Source organism: Mucilaginibacter sp. FW306-07-L (genome assembly GCF_058782065.1).
The window spans coordinates 915,058-933,962 of record NZ_JBYSXI010000002.1 but is presented as its reverse complement, the minus strand read 5'-3'; the positions used below and the strand labels follow the sequence as shown (position 1 = coordinate 933,962).

Annotated in this window: 13 protein-coding genes and 1 riboswitch; of the genes, 3 read left to right on the top strand and 10 right to left on the bottom strand. The window is 45.0% G+C overall.

Annotated features, from left to right (window positions below; genetic code table 11):
• Positions 1–14 precede the first annotated feature (14 nt).
• Positions 15–968, bottom strand: a complete 954-nt coding sequence (locus AC3WJC_RS14305; RefSeq protein ID WP_492399784.1) for a tryptophan 2,3-dioxygenase family protein — start codon at positions 966–968, stop codon at positions 15–17.
• 64 nt (positions 969–1,032) lie between these two features.
• Positions 1,033–1,422, bottom strand: coding sequence for a putative quinol monooxygenase (locus AC3WJC_RS14300; protein WP_492399783.1), 390 nt, complete (start codon positions 1,420–1,422; stop codon positions 1,033–1,035).
• 127 nt (positions 1,423–1,549) lie between these two features.
• A riboswitch (Fluoride riboswitch) is annotated at positions 1,550–1,616 on the top strand.
• A gap of 32 nt (positions 1,617–1,648) precedes the next feature.
• Between AC3WJC_RS14300 and AC3WJC_RS14295 the strand changes: the two genes are divergently transcribed.
• Complete coding sequence (locus AC3WJC_RS14295) at positions 1,649–2,935, top strand: voltage-gated chloride channel family protein (RefSeq protein WP_492399782.1); 1,287 nt, start codon at positions 1,649–1,651, stop codon at positions 2,933–2,935.
• A 66-nt stretch (positions 2,936–3,001) separates the two neighbouring features.
• A complete protein-coding gene (locus AC3WJC_RS14290; RefSeq protein ID WP_492399781.1) occupies positions 3,002–3,478 on the top strand; it encodes a universal stress protein in 477 nt (158 codons plus the stop codon).
• A 134-nt stretch (positions 3,479–3,612) separates the two neighbouring features.
• Here AC3WJC_RS14290 and AC3WJC_RS14285 read toward each other — a convergent pair whose 3' ends face one another.
• The 4 genes from AC3WJC_RS14285 to AC3WJC_RS14270 form a co-directional block, all read right to left on the bottom strand.
• Entirely contained in the window at positions 3,613–4,902 is a 1,290-nt protein-coding gene (locus AC3WJC_RS14285; protein ID WP_492399780.1) for an HAD-IB family phosphatase, read from the bottom strand.
• Between the two features lie 163 nt (positions 4,903–5,065).
• Entirely contained in the window at positions 5,066–5,752 is a 687-nt protein-coding gene (locus AC3WJC_RS14280; protein ID WP_492399779.1) for a peptidase associated/transthyretin-like domain-containing protein, read from the bottom strand.
• A gap of 83 nt (positions 5,753–5,835) precedes the next feature.
• The gene (locus AC3WJC_RS14275) at positions 5,836–6,147 is read right to left on the bottom strand and encodes an STAS-like domain-containing protein (protein ID WP_492399778.1); all 312 of its coding nucleotides are present in this window, start codon (positions 6,145–6,147) and stop codon (positions 5,836–5,838) included.
• Complete coding sequence (locus tag AC3WJC_RS14270) at positions 6,144–7,112, bottom strand: ATP-binding protein (protein WP_492399777.1); 969 nt, start codon at positions 7,110–7,112, stop codon at positions 6,144–6,146. The genes AC3WJC_RS14275 and AC3WJC_RS14270 overlap by 4 nt, the downstream gene beginning before the upstream one ends.
• A 151-nt stretch (positions 7,113–7,263) precedes the next feature.
• Here AC3WJC_RS14270 and pruA point away from each other — a divergent pair, with 151 nt between their 5' ends.
• Entirely contained in the window at positions 7,264–8,892 is a 1,629-nt protein-coding gene (gene pruA, locus AC3WJC_RS14265; RefSeq protein ID WP_492399776.1) for an L-glutamate gamma-semialdehyde dehydrogenase, read from the top strand.
• 75 nt (positions 8,893–8,967) lie between these two features.
• Here the strand turns inward: pruA and AC3WJC_RS14260 are convergent, their stop codons facing one another.
• The 4 genes from AC3WJC_RS14260 to AC3WJC_RS14245 form a co-directional block, all read right to left on the bottom strand.
• Complete coding sequence (locus AC3WJC_RS14260) at positions 8,968–10,296, bottom strand: vanadium-dependent haloperoxidase (protein ID WP_492399775.1); 1,329 nt, start codon at positions 10,294–10,296, stop codon at positions 8,968–8,970.
• An 8-nt stretch (positions 10,297–10,304) separates the two neighbouring features.
• Positions 10,305–13,883 (bottom strand): VCBS repeat-containing protein, encoded by a 3,579-nt coding sequence (locus tag AC3WJC_RS14255; RefSeq protein WP_492399774.1) that lies wholly within the window; start codon positions 13,881–13,883, stop codon positions 10,305–10,307.
• A 139-nt stretch (positions 13,884–14,022) separates the two neighbouring features.
• Positions 14,023–15,639, bottom strand: coding sequence for a RagB/SusD family nutrient uptake outer membrane protein (locus tag AC3WJC_RS14250; protein ID WP_492399773.1), 1,617 nt, complete (start codon positions 15,637–15,639; stop codon positions 14,023–14,025).
• A 25-nt stretch (positions 15,640–15,664) separates the two neighbouring features.
• Positions 15,665–18,850 (bottom strand): SusC/RagA family TonB-linked outer membrane protein, encoded by a 3,186-nt coding sequence (locus tag AC3WJC_RS14245; RefSeq protein ID WP_492399772.1) that lies wholly within the window; start codon positions 18,848–18,850, stop codon positions 15,665–15,667.
• Positions 18,851–18,905: the final 55 nt, after the last annotated feature.

Genomic DNA, 18,905 nt, shown 5'->3' with positions numbered 1-18,905 from the left:
TAAAATTACAACATTTACTCGCCCCTCAAAGCATGCTCCACCCAGGCTTTGCCCCAATTGTCCATTTCTTCTTCCGTCCACATCGTGGGGAAGAAGATGCGTTTCTGGAAACGCGGAGGCAGGTATTTTTGCCAGTTGGTGCCGCCCGTAGCACTGATCTCCTCGGGCTCGCGGTGCAGGTAACGCACGGCAGATTTATAGTGCGATAAAGGCCAGTTGATGTTCACATTTACATCAAAACGGCGCAACTCGTGCGTCAGGGCTTCCGTTAATTGGCCTTGTTGCTGCAGTTGCAGGGCAAGGGTATAAAAATTGGATTTGGCGGTGTTTTGTGCCAGTTCGATGAAGGTTTTGGCGTACTTTTTTTCAAACTGTTTCAGCGTGAGTGTTTTTTTGCCGGTGGCCAGTTCGGTAGCGCCGAAGCGCCAGTAAATGTGCTCAAACTGCTCTTCAAATGGTGCATGAGCCAATTCGTCGCGCTTGTCCGTAGCTACCAGGTTGATAAAATTGGTGGCGTAGATCTCGATCATGCGGTACTGGCCCGACTGAAAGCCACTGGCCGGCAGCAATGACATCCTGAATTTCAGGAATTGCTCCTTTTCCATGCCATCAACCATAATAATGAATGAATGGGTTAGCGCCTCAAAGTAATTGTTAATTCGCCTTAGCCTCGCGGTAAAAAACTCGGCAGTTAGCTCAGCACCCTTCTCGCTGATCTGCCTGCACTCATGTAACGAGAGTTTGAAATACAGCTCCGTGATCTGGTGGTACATGATAAAGATCTCCTCATCCGGAAAGGGCGTTTTAGGGCTTTGCAGACTGAGCAGCGTATCCAGGTGAATATAATCCCAATAAGTTAAAAAGTCAGCATACAGCAGGCCGTCAAGGTAGGAGGTCATGTCCTGGCCCATAGCTTCATATTTTTCCTGAAGCAGGGCAAGCCGCTTTTCTATTTCGGGAGAGATCATAGCCCAAAATTATAAAAAGTATGCAGGTTACCTATACTCCATGTATTGATAACCATTTCTGATATTATAATTCCGGTTTTTTAGCCACACCAATAACATTTACGTCCACCAGTTCCAACGATTGAACCATGTGTTCAACCGTTTTTTTGTACTTTTTAAAATGCGGCGTTTCAATATGTAATTTGTAGGCGGCGGTGTCGGCATATACTTCAAGTATTGTAATATTTGATGCAGACTTCTTATCCGCAACGGCATAATAAGTAAGTACGCCCGGTTCTAACTTTACCGCGGTGGCCATTTGCTCCTTTAACGCGGCGTTGTATTTTTCTAACTGCATCGGGTCTACCTTTATTTTGGCAAGCCTGACCATTTGTTGTGCCGATGCCATCGTATTAACTAAAAACGATAGCGCAACCGTAATCATAATAATGTGAATAATGCTTTTTACCTGCATATACTGTTCTATTTAACGATGATAATTATATAACGTTAATAATGGTTAAATGTAATAGCCCGGCCTATAAAATTAACTAAGTGATAAGCCATTGCAGATTAACGAATTTTCCGCCATATTTGTACTATACAACAAAGGCAATGGTGTTCTGCCTATTTGAACCGCTTTAAAAAGCTGATGACGCCTACCAACAAATAAGTTTTATTCATTTATTTGCAAGTAGGCTATGTTTAAAAATCTTTTCTCCGGACACCTTTCAACTTTTAAATATGTATTGCGCTGGTCGCTGATCACCATACCGGTTTCGGTGGCGATAGGCTCTATGGTCGCTTTGTTTTTGTGGCTGTTAAACTGGGCCACACATTACCGCTTTGCGCATACCTGGCTGCTGTACATACTGCCGTTTGCCGGTGTGGGCATTCATTTTTTATATAAACTATACGGCGCATCGGCCGAGCGCGGCAACAACCTGGTTATTGATGAGATACATGAGCCGGGTGCCGGAGTGCCTAAGCGCATGGCACCGCTTATTTTGCTCACCACGGTAATCACCCACCTGTTCGGCGGCTCTGCCGGGCGCGAGGGCACAGCTGTACAGATTGGGGGCAGTATAGCCGATCTGTTCGCGGATTGGTTTAAGTTGAACGTTGCGGATAAACAAGTGATCCTCACCACCGGCATTGCCGCCGGTTTTGGGGCGGTATTTGGTACACCTTTAACAGGTGCGGTTTTCGCGCTGGAGGTGCTTGCCATTGGCCGCATCAGGTACAATGCTTTGTTGCCCTGCTTAATAGCCGGCATCTTTGGCGATCTCACCGTATCAGCCTGGGGATTGCATCATACCCAATATCATATAGATGTGGTAGCTATGAGTCAGCAATTTTACGGGCATAATATCCATCTTAATTTGCTGCTGTTGCTCAAGGTGGTGCTGGCTGCGGTTTGTTTTGGGCTGGTGGCCTATTTATTTTCATTCACTGTACATCAGGTTAAAACCATCGCTGTAAAAGGCATAAAAAAAAGCTGGCTGATACCGGCCTGTGGCGGCGCGATCATTATTGCGCTGACGCTGCTTTTGGGCAAGCCCGATTATCTGAGTTTAGGTGTCGATGCCGAATACCCGGGCGCGGTGACTATTGTATCAGCCTTTCACCAGAGCGGTGCCGATGCGTTAAGCTGGCTTTGGAAACTGATCTATACCTGCATCACGCTGGGCACCGGCTTTAAGGGCGGCGAGGTTACACCGTTATTTTACATCGGTGCTACACTGGGCAATACCCTGGCTTCCCTGCTTGATGCGCCGGTTAGCCTGTTTGCCGCGCTTGGCTTTATCGCTGTTTTTGCGGGGGCTACCAATACGCCGCTGGCCTGTACCATTATGGGTATCGAACTATTTGGCAACGAACATGCCCTGCTGTTTGCCGTGGCCTGTTTTGTGGCTTATTACTTTAGCGGGCCAACGGGTATATACGGTGCTCAAAAACAAGCCGGAACTAAAACGGCTGCTGAATAATTTGCGGTATCAATAAACACTTTTGTTGTAATTGGTTGTTATCAAAATTAACAACCTTAAAAAGCCATGCAGATCAAAAAAATAATCATCGGAATTGACGACAGTAAATATGCCCGGCACGCGGCGCAATATGGTTTTGATATAGCCCGAAAGTTTGATGCTGCCGTAGGTGTGGTAAATATTATTGAGCCTGTAGTTACGCCGATGGACACGTCGGACAATTTGCTGGGAATACCTCTGGCAAATGTTGGCGGTCCGGAGGAGATCGACCTGATTACCTCGCAGTCTGACAATTCTGAAAAACTTATTCAGCGTACGGTGGACGAAATGGCTTCGGGTTTGCAGGTAACCTACTTTAGCGAGTACGGCTCAACTGCCGACGGCATACTGCAATGCGCCAAAGAATTTCACGCTGACCTGATCGTAGTCGGTACCCATAAACGCTCAGGCCTCGACCGCCTGCTGATGGGCGATGTAACCGAAGGTATCGTCCGCCGGGCTACTGTACCCGTGCTGGTAGTGCCGTTTGAGGAAGTGGATTAGTCATTTCGCTGCGCTGGTATCGGTCATTTGCTGCGCTGTCATTAGTCATTTTGTTTCATTTGTATTTAGTAATCACTAATAACTATTTCCCGAGACCTAATTCCTAATGACAATTGACTAATGCCCAATGACACCTAATAAAGCAACCTGAATTTTATTGTTTGCTCAATCGCTTTCAGCTCATTTAATACCAGCGGATCATAGCCGGTATTTACATCAGTAATAACGTAGCCTATCTGTGCATTGGTTACCAAAAATTCGCCAACAATGTTGATGTTGTGGCGGGCGAATACATCATTTATTTTAGCCAAAATACCAGGTACGTTTTTGTGGATGTGTATCAGCCTGTGTGCATTGTTTACACGCGGCGGCTGCAGATCAGGAAAGTTGCAACTGGTATGCGTTTTACCCTCATTCATAAAAGCGATCACCCTTTTCGGGATAAAGTCATCATTGCGCGGGTTATGCTTCGGGTCGTCAAATATAATGATGCCGTTTTCGCAGGCTGCCTCGGCCAATTTGCGGCTTTGTACCTTTCCAAATATACCGATCACCTTTAAGCGGCCGGCGTTTTGTAACTGTTCAGGCGTGGGTTGCGTAGTTTCACTACATAGCAGTACCCCGGCCTCGTGCAGGTAGCTCTCCTCAATAGTATCCTTATGCCGGATGTTGTAGCCTTCTCTTTTCAGTTGGGCTAAAGCCTCTTCATCAACATTGCCCACCACCAGGCATTTTATGCGGTTTTTAGGGTAGGATATGGCACGCGGCAGCTTATTAATGTACAAAAACTCATCAAAGCTTGGCGTTATGTGGTCGGCTTTTTCAGCTACTGATTTACGTTCGATGTTCTCCGTAAAAGCGAAGAATTTTTTGATCAGTCCCGATTCCTTAAGCTGGAAATCAGAATAACCATCGCCAATGCCAAAAATATCGCCGGGCAGGTTAAGCTGTTTAAGCAATATTACCTTGCCGCCTTCTTTGGATAGAGGGTTTTCCCTGTCATAACCAATAATGTTGCCCTCGTCATCAAACACGAAGGTATTGGCGTAAATATTTTCCTTTTTGATATGATACTCGGTAACCACCGGCGTAATAAACTCCTTAAATCCGCCGGACACGATCAGCACACCATCCGAATGATTTTTAAAGAACGCCGTATTACGCGAGAATGAGCGCGACACCTTCTTTTTAAGATGGCTTACCAGCAGTTTAAGATGATCCCGATTAGCTTGCAATAACTGTACACGGCGCTGCAAACTCTCGCTGAAGGATAGCTTGCCTTCCATGGCCAGGTTGGTCAATCCCTCGATCTGCTCGTAAATGCTTTCCCTATCCGGATGCGTTTTCAGCGAGATGCGGGCAAGTTCGTCAAGGGCTTCCACCTGGGTAAAGGTGCTGTCAAAATCTATGATGAAGTAGTCCATTTGTTACTTTAAGGAAAGCGCAAATGTGCAACATTTAGGGGTTACTTCATAGTGTGCGGGCTACAATAAGTATTATAAAATACTGAAGTATGACATTGAATTACAGGTAAAACGTTATACCAATGCTTAGTATTTATTGCCTATGTAAGCTATTCAGACAAACTTATTGTTCCAGCCGTTGCGGGCGGCGTTTGTCTGGTGGCAGGGCCTTATATTTTTTGTACGAATCGTTTATATAGATGGTAAGCGATTGCTGATCGCCGCTTTTTATATCTTCATACTTAGGGCGGTATAGCGTCATAAAGTTTTCCAGGTCTTCACCTTTAAGGGGTATTACGCTGGTAACTGTTCTGGCATTAAAGGCCTGATCTATCTCGCGTTCCTGCACCTCACGTTTAAAGTATTTTTTAAGGCGGCGTGCATTGCGGCCTTCGCGGCTAAACCAGCTTGATGGCGACAGCGGGTATACCTTGCTTTTTTCGTAAACCTCAGGATATTCGGCCTGCGGGTCAAACGCCTTGCGGGTGCCGGAAATATTTACCGTGCTCAGGCGGATGCCTTGCGGACTAAGCCTGATCTTTTTGTTAGCCATATCGGTTACGTAAACCGTATCCGGCGCGTAAGTAGGGGCGCTGAAAACCACCAGGTGGCCTGATGCCGCTGATATTTCAAAATTACCGTTCTTGTCGGTAAGCGTCATTTGCTTGTTGGTGAGGTCGTGCACAAACACATCAGCAAGGCGGGTGCTGCTGCTGCCCTCGTAAACGGTGCCTTTTAATTTGCTTTGCGCGTTTGCGGCCACGGCGGCAACCGATAATAATAGGGTAAGGGCAAGGTATTGCAGTTTCATAGTTATAAGTAGTTACCTGCTAAATATAACCTGTTTAAGCCATATTGGTTTGTTATTTAACGTTTTTAACAATTGAGTGATGGTTAATTGTTGTCGTCATTATCAAAAATTCCGTCTTGGACATATTCCACAACAATCTCAATTATTTTTTGAACCCTTGAGTTACAATTTTCAAAATGAATATTATCTAAGATTTGAATACCGTAGTTTCTTATTACTTCACTTATTAATGCATGAACAAAAGATTGTGTTGCAGAACCTACTTTATCAAAATCAATTTTGATTCTACCATTTTTGTCAAGTTCTGGTTGAATTTGATTAATTCTTAAATCTCTTGCAATATCTTTATTCTCTGCAAAGTCGTTGGTATATTGATAGATGAAAATGTTTTTCATACAAATTTTGGCTTTTTGTATTTGCTCTTGTTTTTTTGTTTTATATTCAAATGGTAAGCGCTTCTAATCATTTCTAATAGCTTCTCGAAATCTTGATTCATGTCAAGTGATATATCAATTCCTACTGCTGTTCCATTCCATTGAGCAACATTTGATCTAAAAGTGGCTCTATCAAAAGCTGGATCAGGAAATAAATTGACATACTCGTTAGGCGGTGTTTTATATAACTTGAAAAATGAATTTCCACTGTATAGTAAAAACAAATCCCTGCTTACCTTTGCTATACTTTTAGTGAAGAAAAGGCCGGCACCAGCATTAAATTCAGTGCCGCCCACTTTATTTGTAGTTCCGGTTATTCCGGGTCTTAAAGCCAAATCTACTGCCTCTTTATCATTTTTCGTTGAGTAGGATTTATTCATAGATGCCTTGATGCCGATTCCTCTGTCCGCAACGCCAATAGAAATGCGATTTGATTTTTTAAAATATTGAGCTGAAACAATAGCACCAATTTCTGATTCTGAATGTTCAAGTACATTTCGAACTAATTCACTTATAACATATTTGATTGGAAATGCTTGCTCTGGTGTTGTATGTAAAAGAGGCACCATATCAATTATAAACTGATTCAATTCATCAGATGTCTTTATTTGCCTTGCTGGGATAAACCTTCCTGAAGATTCATGCTCATTAATTTGTAAACCATGATGTGGTTTAAGATGATCTATTAATCCCATCCTTAGTAAATAAGGTCTTGATTTGGCTGAAAAATCTTCACAATTAACAAATCCACCAGTTATTTCCATCTCTTTAGCTAAAGCTACGATCATGGAAATAACCATAGGGTGAATTGATATCCATTTTTGATTGGAGGTGACATTTAACACCGAAGTGTTTAAAGGATTAAACTTACTCGTAAAAGATTCAATGTTTCCTAAAAATGCACTATTAGGTATGTGGATGTTCAAGATTAAGCTTCAAATTAAGTCACTTACAAGATACAAAAATATTATAGGATTCACTTGTGAAATTATTTACATCTCGTCAACATCCGCCGTTACCACATCTGCACATTTACCCGTATCTTTGCAGCCATATTAATTTGACTCACATAAAATTATGCTTAAAGGATTTTTCAACGTCCCTAAGCCGCAGAACGAGCCTGTATTAAATTACGCTCCTGGCAGTGCTGAGCGTGCTTCGTTAGAAGCCGCGCTTAAAGAGGCACGCGCTGTTGTGGCCGACATACCCATGTACATTGGTGCCGAAGAGGTACGCACCGGCAAAACCCTTGAACTGCGCCCGCCGCATGATCATCAGCACCTGCTGGCCACGTTTCACGAAGGTGACGCGAGCCATGTAACCGCAGCTATTGATGCCGCCCTGGCCGCAAAAGCCGATTGGGAAGACCTGGCATGGGAGCAGCGTGCCGCCATATTTCTGAAAGCCGCCGATCTGATCTCCGGTCCGTACCGTGCTAAAATAAACGCGGCTACCATGCTGGGCCAGTCAAAAAATGCTTACCAGGCGGAGATCGATGCCGCCTGCGAGTTTGCCGACTTTTTGCGCTTCAACGTAGAGTACATGACGGAGATCTACAGCCAGCAGCCCCCGGTATCGCCTAAAGGTATCTGGAACAGGGTAGAGCAGCGCCCGCTGGAAGGGTTTGTGTTCGCCTTAACGCCGTTTAACTTTACCGCCATTGCCGGTAACCTGCCTGCCAGTGCCGCCATGATGGGTAACGTAGTGGTTTGGAAACCTGCCTATCCGCAGATCTTCGCGGCCAACGTTATCATGCAGATATTCATTGAAGCAGGCCTGCCTGCCGGTGTTGTTAACCTGATTTATGTTGATGGCCCCGTTGCCGGTGAGGTGATCTTTAACCACCCTGATTTCGCGGGTATACACTTTACCGGTTCAACCGGCGTGTTCCAGAATATCTGGCAAACAATTGGTACCAATATCCATAAATACAAAACTTACCCGCGCATAGTTGGCGAAACCGGCGGTAAGGATTTTGTGCTTGCCCACCCAAGCGCTAATGCCGAGGTGGTTAGCACCGCCTTAGTACGTGGCGCTTTTGAATATCAGGGACAAAAATGTTCAGCCGCTTCACGCGCCTACATTCCTGCTTCATTATGGCCTGCCGTTAAAGAAAACGTGCAGCGCGACCTGGCCTCCATAAAAGTTGGCCCGGTTGAAGATTTTAGCAACTTTGTGAACGCGGTAATCACCGAGGCATCATTTGATAAACTGGCTAAATACATTGATGCCGCTAAGGCCGACGAAGGTGTTGAGCTGATTGCCGGTGGCGGTCATGATAAATCAAAAGGCTGGTTTGTTGAGCCTACCGTGATCCGTGTTAACGATCCGCATTATGTAACCATGTGCGAGGAGTTATTCGGCCCGGTGCTTACCGTTTATGTGTATGAGGACGATCAGTTTGAGGAAACTATGGATATCCTCGACAAGACATCCATTTACGCGCTTACAGGTTCTATCATATCGCAAGACAGGTATGCCATTGCACGGGCAACACAGCGCCTGCGTAACGCTGCCGGTAACTTTTATATTAACGATAAACCAACCGGTGCCGTAGTTGGCCAGCAGCCATTTGGCGGTGCCCGCGGTTCAGGTACCAATGATAAGGCCGGTTCAATGATCAACCTGCTGCGCTGGGTATCTCCGCGTACTATTAAGGAAACATTTGATTCGCCAAAGGATTACCGTTATCCGTTCTTAGGATAATTAGATTATCCCGATAAATAAAAAAACTCCCTTGCCATGCGGTAAGGGAGTTTTTTGCTTATAAATGTTAGGTTTCTACTTTTTCAGCTTCAGTTTTGAGATAATGTATTCGCTCACCTTTTTACCCTGAATAGCCCCCTGGTCAACACTGTTTCTGTAGTGTATTCCACCATAAAAACGACTGATCGAAGCCTCGTCTGCTGCCTGAACGAATGATTTGAAATCACGTTTCATGCCGATGTAGCGCAAATCGCTGGTATCCTGAAAGGCAAAGTTATCACCAAACAAATGCGTAAGCATCACCGCTGCCGCGCGGGTAATGGTACTGTGCCCGCTCGGATATTCCGGGAAGGGCGGGGTTTGCAGGCGCGGAGTCCATTCGGCATCTATCTTATCATTAATAACCGTAACGGGGCGTACATAGTTGGTTTCGTACTTGGTATTCCAGCAGCAAATAAAGGCATCATACATACCTATGGAGGTTAGCGCGTACGCCTGTGCTGTTTTAACGGCATCAGCTTTGTTTTTTTTGCAGGCGATGGCGGTAATACCTATCCAATGGCCGCCGGGTGTTATTTTTTTGTTGGCAAAGGTCATGTGCCCGGCATGTTCCAGCACAAAGGGGTTATCGTCCCAATAACGGGCAATATCTTTTTGCTCATCGGTCAGCTTTTTGCTGGTTTCGTATACCTCTACGTTCTGTTTAAAATAAGTGCTGTTCTTATCCTCACTATAGGGCGGCGGAGGAGGAACACCTACTCTGTCTGATGAATCAAGCACAAAAGTTTGCATGGTGCCCCAGCAATATTCTACACCGTCCAGGTAATCGGGTGGGGTAGGGTGCCATTTACCCGGAGCCTGGCTGCCCAAAAATTTAGGTTTGCCACGGGTTTGCAGGTAATTATCTTTAACCAGCCTTTTAATAATCACCTTAGCCACGGTATCGCCAAAGGCAACGGAACGCGCGTAGGTCGAGTCGTCCATTGTACTTTTAAAGCGGTTATGTAAGCCCTCTTCGTATGCCTTTAACGAGTCCACAGAAAATGTAACCTTACGCGCTACGCTAAAAAAAGCCTGCGTGGCAGCCAGGGTAAAGTTGTAAGTTTTGCCCTTGTCAGGTTCAGGCATCTTACCAAACCCTTGTAATTGCGCTGTTAGCGACAGGTAATCGGGCTGCTCAAAGCGTATGGCTTCGTACGAGGCTAACGAGGCATAAGCGTAAATTCGACTGGCTACGGGTGGCGTAAATACATCGTAAATAATCAGTTGCGTTAATTTATCTTCATTTTGATGCACAATGTCAGCATCATTGGTTTTTTTGGCAGATGCCTTTTTATCCTGCCGGCAGGCATAAAGGCAGGTAGCGGCAAATAATACGATGGTAAGGGTTTTACTGATCTTCATAGCATATATTATTTAAAGGCGATGCTTCGGCTTTGCCCTTTGTTATTGGTTACGGTAACGGCTGATACATTTTTGTCCAAGGTTAAGAACCTGCCCGATTGCGACAGGAACGATGAGCCGTAATAAAACTCTTGCTTTTGCTGTTTGCCATCCTGATAGCTGATCTTAGCGCTTCTGTCATCCGGATTGATAGCGATGTTGCGTACAGGTTTGTTCAATTGCAATACCTGCAATTTGCCGCGGTGCTGGGTGGCGGCCATTAAATAACCGCCTTTGCTGTTTTGTAATTTAGCAAGCGCCTTGCCATTACCCGGCAGGTAAATGCCGCTTTGCATAATAGAGAGGGGTTTGAAGTTGCCTTTGCCATCGCCTTTTAACATTAAGCCGTTAAGCGCGTCGTAACGCCCTGTTGAAACCTCGGTGCCATAATCGTTGCCGTTAATGGCCACATCAAGATTGCCATCGCCATCAAAATCATCAGCCACCATACCGTTAAGCACTGATATTTGTGCCATCTGCGGCAACGGAATAATGGTGAACTTGCCATTGCCATCGTTACGCAAATAGCACGATGGCATGGTGTTTGCACTTAGTTTAATGGCACCTTCGCGCTGTTCGGGGGTAAGTAGCTCGTCCATAGTCGCGGTGGCGAACGAGCGGTAATTGGTATACCGTTTTTTAAAGCTGATATTTTGTTTGAGCAGGTCATCACGCCCAACAGCCGGGTATTCCCGCTTTACACCATTCGAGTCGGGAAAGTAGATAGATGGTATCACCCCGAAACTGCCGTTCTTGTCAAAATCCTTCGCGATAACGGATACCGGGTATTTTTCGCTGGCTTGGTAAATGGTGTTGGTTCCGCCGTTGCCCACAATGTAGTCCATACGGCCGGTGTGCCTGAAATCGCCGGCTACAATGGTATTCCACCAGCCTGTTTTGTTTTCGATGCCTGATGCTGCGGTTACATTCTCGAACTTGCCGCCCTTGTTAGCTAAAAAAGTAACCGGCATAAATTCACCGGCCAATATCAGGTCGGGTTTGTTGTCGTTATTAAAATCGCTGAACAGCGCATCGCAAACCATACCGATGTTGAGCAGGGCAGGGGCAACCTCTTTGGTCACATCTGTAAATTTAACCTGCCCGTTTTGGCTGTCGTTACGTAAAATAAAGCTCGATACCGGTTTAGGATAATTCCATGGCGATACCCGGCCGGATACAAACAGGTCGGGCTTGCCATCCTGGTTGTAGTCGCAGGCACGAACGCATAATTTGCTGGCGGTATTAGCGGGTAATACATTCGCAGCCAGGGTGAAGTCTCCTTTGCCGTCGTTCAGGTAAAACCTGTCCTGGTAGGCGGCACTTTCGGGGCCTTCGTGGTAACCGCCGCTGCTGGCATAAAGGTCGAGGTCGCCATCGCCGTCGGCATCAAATAATAACAAGCCTTCGTCTTTATAATTGCTTTTCATGTCAGCGGTTTGCTTGCTGAATACCTGCTGTACAAATTTTCCGTTGGCTTGCTGCAAAAGTACCTGCGCCGGGTTGTACAGGCTGCCACCGATAATCATATCCTCAACACCGTTTCCGTCAACATCGCCAACGGCCAGTGCCGGACTATACTCCGAAAACTTATGCGGCAATAATTTCTGGATATTGAAGTCGATGAAATCCATATCCTGGTTTATGTACTTGATGCCCAGCGAATCAGTAACTTCATTAAACAGTGGCTGCGCGGTTTGCTTGTAACCCCAGGTAAAGGGTTGTTTAGCATCAGCTTGTTTTACCGTTAATTTGGTATCAGCCTTAACGTCAACCAGTTTTTGGCATTTGTTGATGCCCGGCCATTTAATAATAACCGAATCTATTTTAGCTGTTTTCCCCAGCCCGAAGTGCGCGGTACCTTCAAGGCTTGATACATAACCACGGTAAGGCGTATTCTCATAAACCTGCGTTTTACCATGATCGTAATAGATCTCAGCCGTAGCGCCCAGTCCGTTTACATTAAACTTATCGCCCACAAAGCTGATCTTTAAGTAATGCTGATTGGCCAGCTTTTCTTTATCATCCCTTGAGGTGTTACGGTATACCGATGCTTCGTCGTTAATATTGTTTATCACCACATCGAGGTCGCCATCATTATCCAGGTCGGCATATACGCCACCGCTTGAAAAGTTTTTTACCTCAAAGCCCCAATCCTTGCTTACATCCTGAAAGGTTAGGTCGCCATTATTCAGGTAGGCATAATTGTGCAGTTTGATCTGTGGTATTTGCGCCAGTATTTCTTTTTTAGATGCTACCGAATAGGCACGCTGGCGGTAGGCCATAAAATCATGATCCGATACATCCTTCGGAAAACCGTTGGTGATGATCACATCGCGGTAGCCGTCATTATTATAATCGGCCACAAGCGGTGTCCAGCTCCAGTCGGTTTGCGATAAGCCACTTAAAAAACCGATCTCGGCAAAAGCCGGCGCACCCGGCTTGCCGTTCACCATCCGCGGTCCCTGGTTTAATTGCAGGGTGTTGCGCACGTATTGGTATTGGGTGGTATAATTATCAAAGTTTTGATAGGTTTGATACATGTTAGCCCCCAGCATCATCTTTTTACGGAAGTTATCCTCGGGGTTCATGTCCAACTCTATTACATCGGGCAGTCCATCATTATTAATGTCAATTACATCCTGCCCCATGGCATTATAAGCTGTATGCTTAAAATATTCCATCGAGCGATCGGTAAAGGTGCCATCGTGATTGTTGATGAACAGGATATTGCTGGATATAAAATCATTAGATACATAAATATCCTTCCAGCCATCGTTATTAATATCAACAGTTGACGCGCCATGCCCGTAACCATCACGGGTTATGCCCGCTTCAACGGTTACATCCTTAAATACAGGGTGACTGAGTTCAGCACTCCAATCATTACGGTACAGCCGCCCCGATTTGCGGTCGGGCTGATAAAAGCCTTTGCCGAATATGCTGGGGTTATAGGTAGCGGTGGCATTGTTTACGGTGAGGTACATATCCAGGTCGCCATCGTTATCATAATCAAAAAAGCTGGCCATGGCTGATTGTTCGCTCATGCCGAGCCCATACGCAACACCCATTTCCTTAAAACGGGGAATGCCGTCAGCACTTTTACCCTGGTTAATATAAAGCAGGTTGGTGCGCATTTTAGGGTTAGCTAAAATGGAGTTACAAACATACAGATCAAGCCAGCCATCATTGTTAATATCGATAACGGCCACGCCGCGCCCCCAGTGGCCCATGCCATCTACGTTGGCGGTTTTGGTAACATCATCAAACTTAAGATCGCCGCGGTTGAGGTACAGTTTATTGGCTACCATATTGCCGGTAAAATAAATATCGGGCAGGCCATCATTATTAAAGTCGCCGATGCCCACACCACCGCCATTGTAAACGTTCACCACATCCAGCGGATTGATGGAATCGGTTTCGGTAATATCATTACGAAAGTTTATACCGGTGTGCGATGAGGGCATATCCTCAAATAGTGGATGCTGCTTTTGGCAGGCACAAAGCAATAGCACAAAAACCGCGAAAAGCGTGTAGTAAAGTTTAACCATGTACGTTTATAATTAGGGTTGGCGGCCAGGCGGCTGCCTTTCCAAATTTAAAAGGTATTTTTAAATAAGCAAGGGTTATTAAGCCAAAAAGGCCCCTCTTTTGTGAAGAGAGGCCTTTTGGTATTAAGATGCCAGGCTACTAATAACCAGGATTTTGTGTCAGGTTAGGGTTAAGTCCGATCTCGTACTGAGGTATCGGGTATAACTCACGGCCTGTTGGGATAGTAATGTTGTATACCTCTTGTATAAATGAAGTAGCTACACCAGCCCTGCGCAGATTGTAAAAGGTTGAATATTCGCCTGATAGTTCATGGCGATATTCGTGGTAGATCATTTGCAATGGATCAGTAATGGTTTTACCTTCGCTGATGAAGGTTGCAGGAGCGCTGCCGCCAAAAGCACGGTCACGCACGCGTTTTAAGGTAGCGAGGCCACCGGCAACATCGCCGGTACGTATCTGGCACTCTGCTTTGCTTAACAATACTTCGCCAAAACGGAGTAAAATCTGGTTTTGCGCGCCAAAGATGATACCATCGCCTGAGTTACCGGTAAGGGTCGGGTCGCGCCACATTTTTTCGTTATAGTAACCGGTACGCAGTTGAGTAGCGTCAGAGCCTACCCAAGGGTGGGCAGCAGTACCGCAGGTGTTGATGATCTTGCCATCAGTGCCGGTATATTTAGCTTTTACGGCTGCATCGGTACTTGCAAAGCCTGCTATAACCAAAGGGTATGATTTTATACCGCCACGGTCAATAATGCCGGGGCTCGGGTTTTCATCACCAGGGCCTATTACGGTTGCTACCTTACGTAAATCGCCGGTTTGAAAACCATCATATAAGCCTTTGTTGGCATAATCATAACCAAAGTTTGATACTTCTTCGGGCATACCGAATGAACCTATCCAGGCTACCTCGTTACCACCACCCCAGCTTTGGGTACCTGCCGGGATGAACTGTACTTCAAAAATTGATTCGGCATTGTTTTCTTTATTAGCCTCATGTATATCTATAAACTTGGGTAAAAGTGATGAGTGACCTTCAATTTGATTGTAAGTAGCTAACGCTTCACTATATTTTTTAAGCCACATTTGCGCACCACCAAGGTAGCCTAAGGCGGCTGCTTTTGTAGCACGCCCCAATTCATTTGGATCATATTGCTCACGCCAAGGCAGCAAACTAACGGCTTGTTTCAAATCACTTTCAACTTGTGCAAAAACCTGGTCCTGGCTGTCGCGGGGGCGTAAACCATCATTGGCACCTGTTGTTAACTCCAATGGTACACCACCAAAGCTCGCAGCAAGGTAATAATACGTCATACCGCGTAAAAAATAAATTTCGCCGGTAAGCCTGTTGGCTAATTCTTCGGTAAGTACGCCTTTATCTTTCATTTTGCCTATAATGGGCAGGGCAGAGTTGGCACGGGCAATACCTATGTAGGCACGCTGCCAAAACACCTGTATCGCACCAAATGTAGCAGGTATAGCGTAGGTGTTATAAAAACGGTCGTTACCCCAGTTAAAAAAGTCATGGGTTTGAAAATTGGCATAATACCAAAGTGATTTTTTTAGTAAATCAGCATTCTGATAAGTATCATAAATAGCGTTCACCAGCGCGATACCATCAGCAGGTTTATCAAATAAAGCCTGCTCAGTTGGGTTCGATGTATCCATCTGATCTAAAAACCCCTTTTGGCAACTTAAAGGAAGCAGTACCACCAGTCCGACTGTTAGTACGTATAAATATTTTTTAATCTTCATTCTTCAATTCGTTGTAAATCATTTACTAAAATGTAACATTGACGCCAAGTGTATAATACCTTGACAGCGGGTAGGTACCTACGTCAATACCTGCAGCAGTAGGGCCTTGCCTTGATATGCTGGTATTATTAGGATCATTACCTGTTGGCTGGCCAACTTCCGGGTCAAGCCCTGTATACTTAGTTATGGTAAATATGTTTTGTGCTGATAATGATAACCTTACTTTGCTCAGGCTTAATTTTTTGGCCAGAACATCAGGGAAGGTGTAGCCTAAAGTAACGTTACGTAAGCGCAAATAACTGCCATTTTCTACATACACACTCGATGGTACGTTGTTAGCGCTAATGTCATCATTGTAATTTACGCGTGCGTAACGGTTTGATGGGTTATTCTCTGTCCAGCGGTTTTGAAAGTAATTTACGCTAACGTTTTGTACACCCACGAACGGCGAAGCCTGAAAGCTTTCGAGGTTACGAGCGGCATAGTTAAATACCTTATTGCCATAACTGCCGTAAAAAAACGCGTTAAAATCAAACGCTTTATAGGTCATATCCAAATTAAAGCCACCAAAGAATTTTGGTATTGGGCTACCCAGGCTTGTCCGGTCATCAGCAGTGATCTCTCCATCGCCGTTACGGTCCTTAAACTTACGGTCGCCTGGTTGAGTTGGCTGTGTATCATTACCTTGATAGTGTTTGTCAGGTGCATTAGCGTTAAGTGCGTTTATTTCATCTTGCGTTTGGAAAATGCCTAAGCTTTCATAGCCATAAAACTCACCAACCGGTTGGCCAATGTAAGTACGGCTAAATTCATTCCATCCGTTACCTGAAGCGGCGCTTAGTACAGCAAAGTTTTTAATAAATGTAGTACCGCGGTTTATGCTTAACAATTTATTGCTGACAGTAGTAATGTTAAGGCCTAAATTATAATTAAAGTCTGATGATACCTTGTGTCTGTAATTTAAAGCGATTTCAAAGCCTTCGTTACGAATACTGCCGGCGTTTTGCGCCCTGCTCGGCAGGCCTGATTGTGTAGGCGATGGCACCTCCAGTAAAAAGTCTTTTGAATCTTTACGATAATATTCAGCAGTCAGGGTCAGGTCATTGTTAAGGAAAGCTAAATCAACGGCGATGTTGGTTTGGCGTGATGTTTCCCAGGTCAGGAATTGATTATCAAGATTAAGGAATGCCAAACCGGTTTGGTAAACCCCATTAAACGGATAACCTACGTTGTTAGCCGCAGTTGCAGGGCCGCCTGAGCCGTAACGGGCGAGGAACAGGAAGGGGTCAATGCCTGATTGGTTACCTACCTCACCATAACCTACACGGAACTTTAAGTCAGACAAGAAATTTACATCTTTCAAAAAGTCTTCCTGTTTTGCACGCCAGGCTAATGATGCCGAAGGGAATATACCATACTGGTTACCTTTATAAAACTTTGATGAACCATCGCGACGTATTGTAGCAGTTAAAAGGTACCGGTCATCATATTTATAATTTAACCTGGCAAATTGTGATGCAAGAGTAACAATTTGCTGCCTACCGAACGCAACAAGATTTTTTACCTGCGACAGGTCGCGGATAGCATTACTTGGCAAATCATTACCATTACCACCTATAGTACGGAATGTGGTTTTTTGCTCAGATACACCACCTACAAAATCAAACGCGTGTTTACCAAATGTTTTGCTGTAAGATAAGGTGTTTTCCCAAAGCCAGTCATAAGTGCTGTTTGAGCTTTGTGAATAGGTACTAAGTGCAGTGTTGCTGGCAACATTATATTGATCCTGAGAGCGAAGGTCAGAAGGGGTAAAGTAATAGCCTGAGTAATCTGTTGAGTTAATACCCAAATTGGTTTTTACTTTTAAGCCATCAACTATGGTAGCCTCTAATGAGGTAGTACCTAAAAAATAATTAGTTTGATTTTTGGTATCCAGTGTCTCAATAAAGTAAACCGGGTTGTTCCAGCTACGAGTATAAATATTTACAGGGTTGTAAAAGCCGTAATTGCCATTGCCGTCTTTTATCTGATCGGTAAGTTTATTGCCGGTAATGGTTGGTATAAGCGCTGCAAGCTGTAATAAACTACCTGTGCCAAAAGGGTTGGCATTGTTTTGCCTTGAATATTTAAGGCTGCTATTTGATTTTAGCCATTTGTTTACATTGTAATCAACGTTAGAGCTAAGGTTTATACGTTTAAAGAATGAACCAAGCACAATACCTTTCTGGTCAAAATAACCTGCTGAAAAAGCGGTTTGTACTTTTTCATTACCACCACGTATAGCCAGATTATAATTTTGCCTTGAGCCTGTGCGGTATACCGCGTCCTGCCAGTTAGCATTGGTAAGTGCTGATGGGTTACTCCACTCAGGCAGCTTGTTTATCGGCGTTTCGTTAGCCAGGGTTGCCCATTGCTCAGCATTTAATACATCATACGTTTTTGGTTTTGTCTGGATAGAACCGTTCAGATCTAATGAAACCTGAACACCATCCTTACGGCCTTTTTTAGTAGTGATAATAACTACACCATTAGCCGCACGCACACCGTATATGGCCGTGGCTGATGCATCCTTTAAAATGTCCATCGAGGCTATATCATTCGGGTTGATGTTATTAAGGCCACCCGATATTGGGAAACCGTCAACCACATACAGCGGATCATTATTACTTAAACTACCAACGCCGCGTATCTGCACGCTTACACCGGCGCCTGGGGCACCATCGTTATTGGTTACCTGTACACCTGCCGCGCGGCCTTGCAGGGCCTGGTCAAGCTGGGTTACGGGTACTTTGGCTACCTGGTCGGCACTTACGGAGCTAACCGAGCCGGTAAGGTCCTTACGTTGTGAGGTACCGTAACCAATTACCACAATTTCCTGTAGTGCCTGGCTGTTTGATAGCAGGGTAACGTTAACGGTTGAGCGGTCGCCAACCGGTATTTCTTGTGTAGCATAGCCCACATAGGTTACTACAAGCACCGCGCCATCGGGCACGTTCAGGCTGTAGGTACCGGTGGCTGTGGTGGTTGTACCAACAGTGCTGCCTTTAACGCGTACACTCGCGCCTGGTATTGGGCCTGCATTGTCAGAAACAACACCTGTAACACGCTTGCTTTGCGCAGATGCGTTTAAAAAGGTAAAAGCGGCAAGCAACACAGACAGGTATAGCCTGAGGTACTTACCGTTTCTGAAAAACAGTAAATTTCTTTTCATGTGACAGTAATTTGATTAGAGAACTGGTTAATAATTGTATGTAACAAATTTAACA

Bases quoted from the DNA above. Each gene is read 5' to 3' on its own strand.
- AC3WJC_RS14300 (WP_492399783.1), bottom strand. From the start codon at position 1,422: ATGCAGGTAAAAAGCATTATTCACATTATTATGATTACGGTTGCGCTA.
- AC3WJC_RS14255 (WP_492399774.1), bottom strand. From the start codon at position 13,883: ATGGTTAAACTTTACTACACGCTTTTCGCGGTTTTTGTGCTATTGCTT.
- AC3WJC_RS14275 (WP_492399778.1), bottom strand. From the start codon at position 6,147: ATGAAAAACATTTTCATCTATCAATATACCAACGACTTTGCAGAGAAT.
- pruA (WP_492399776.1), top strand. From the start codon at position 7,264: ATGCTTAAAGGATTTTTCAACGTCCCTAAGCCGCAGAACGAGCCTGTA.
- AC3WJC_RS14280 (WP_492399779.1), bottom strand. From the start codon at position 5,752: ATGAAACTGCAATACCTTGCCCTTACCCTATTATTATCGGTTGCCGCC.
- AC3WJC_RS14285 (WP_492399780.1), bottom strand. From the start codon at position 4,902: ATGGACTACTTCATCATAGATTTTGACAGCACCTTTACCCAGGTGGAA.
- AC3WJC_RS14305 (WP_492399784.1), bottom strand. From the start codon at position 968: ATGATCTCTCCCGAAATAGAAAAGCGGCTTGCCCTGCTTCAGGAAAAA.
- AC3WJC_RS14290 (WP_492399781.1), top strand. From the start codon at position 3,002: ATGCAGATCAAAAAAATAATCATCGGAATTGACGACAGTAAATATGCC.
- AC3WJC_RS14260 (WP_492399775.1), bottom strand. From the start codon at position 10,296: ATGAAGATCAGTAAAACCCTTACCATCGTATTATTTGCCGCTACCTGC.
- AC3WJC_RS14295 (WP_492399782.1), top strand. From the start codon at position 1,649: ATGTTTAAAAATCTTTTCTCCGGACACCTTTCAACTTTTAAATATGTA.
- AC3WJC_RS14245 (WP_492399772.1), bottom strand. From the start codon at position 18,850: ATGAAAAGAAATTTACTGTTTTTCAGAAACGGTAAGTACCTCAGGCTA.
- AC3WJC_RS14250 (WP_492399773.1), bottom strand. From the start codon at position 15,639: ATGAAGATTAAAAAATATTTATACGTACTAACAGTCGGACTGGTGGTA.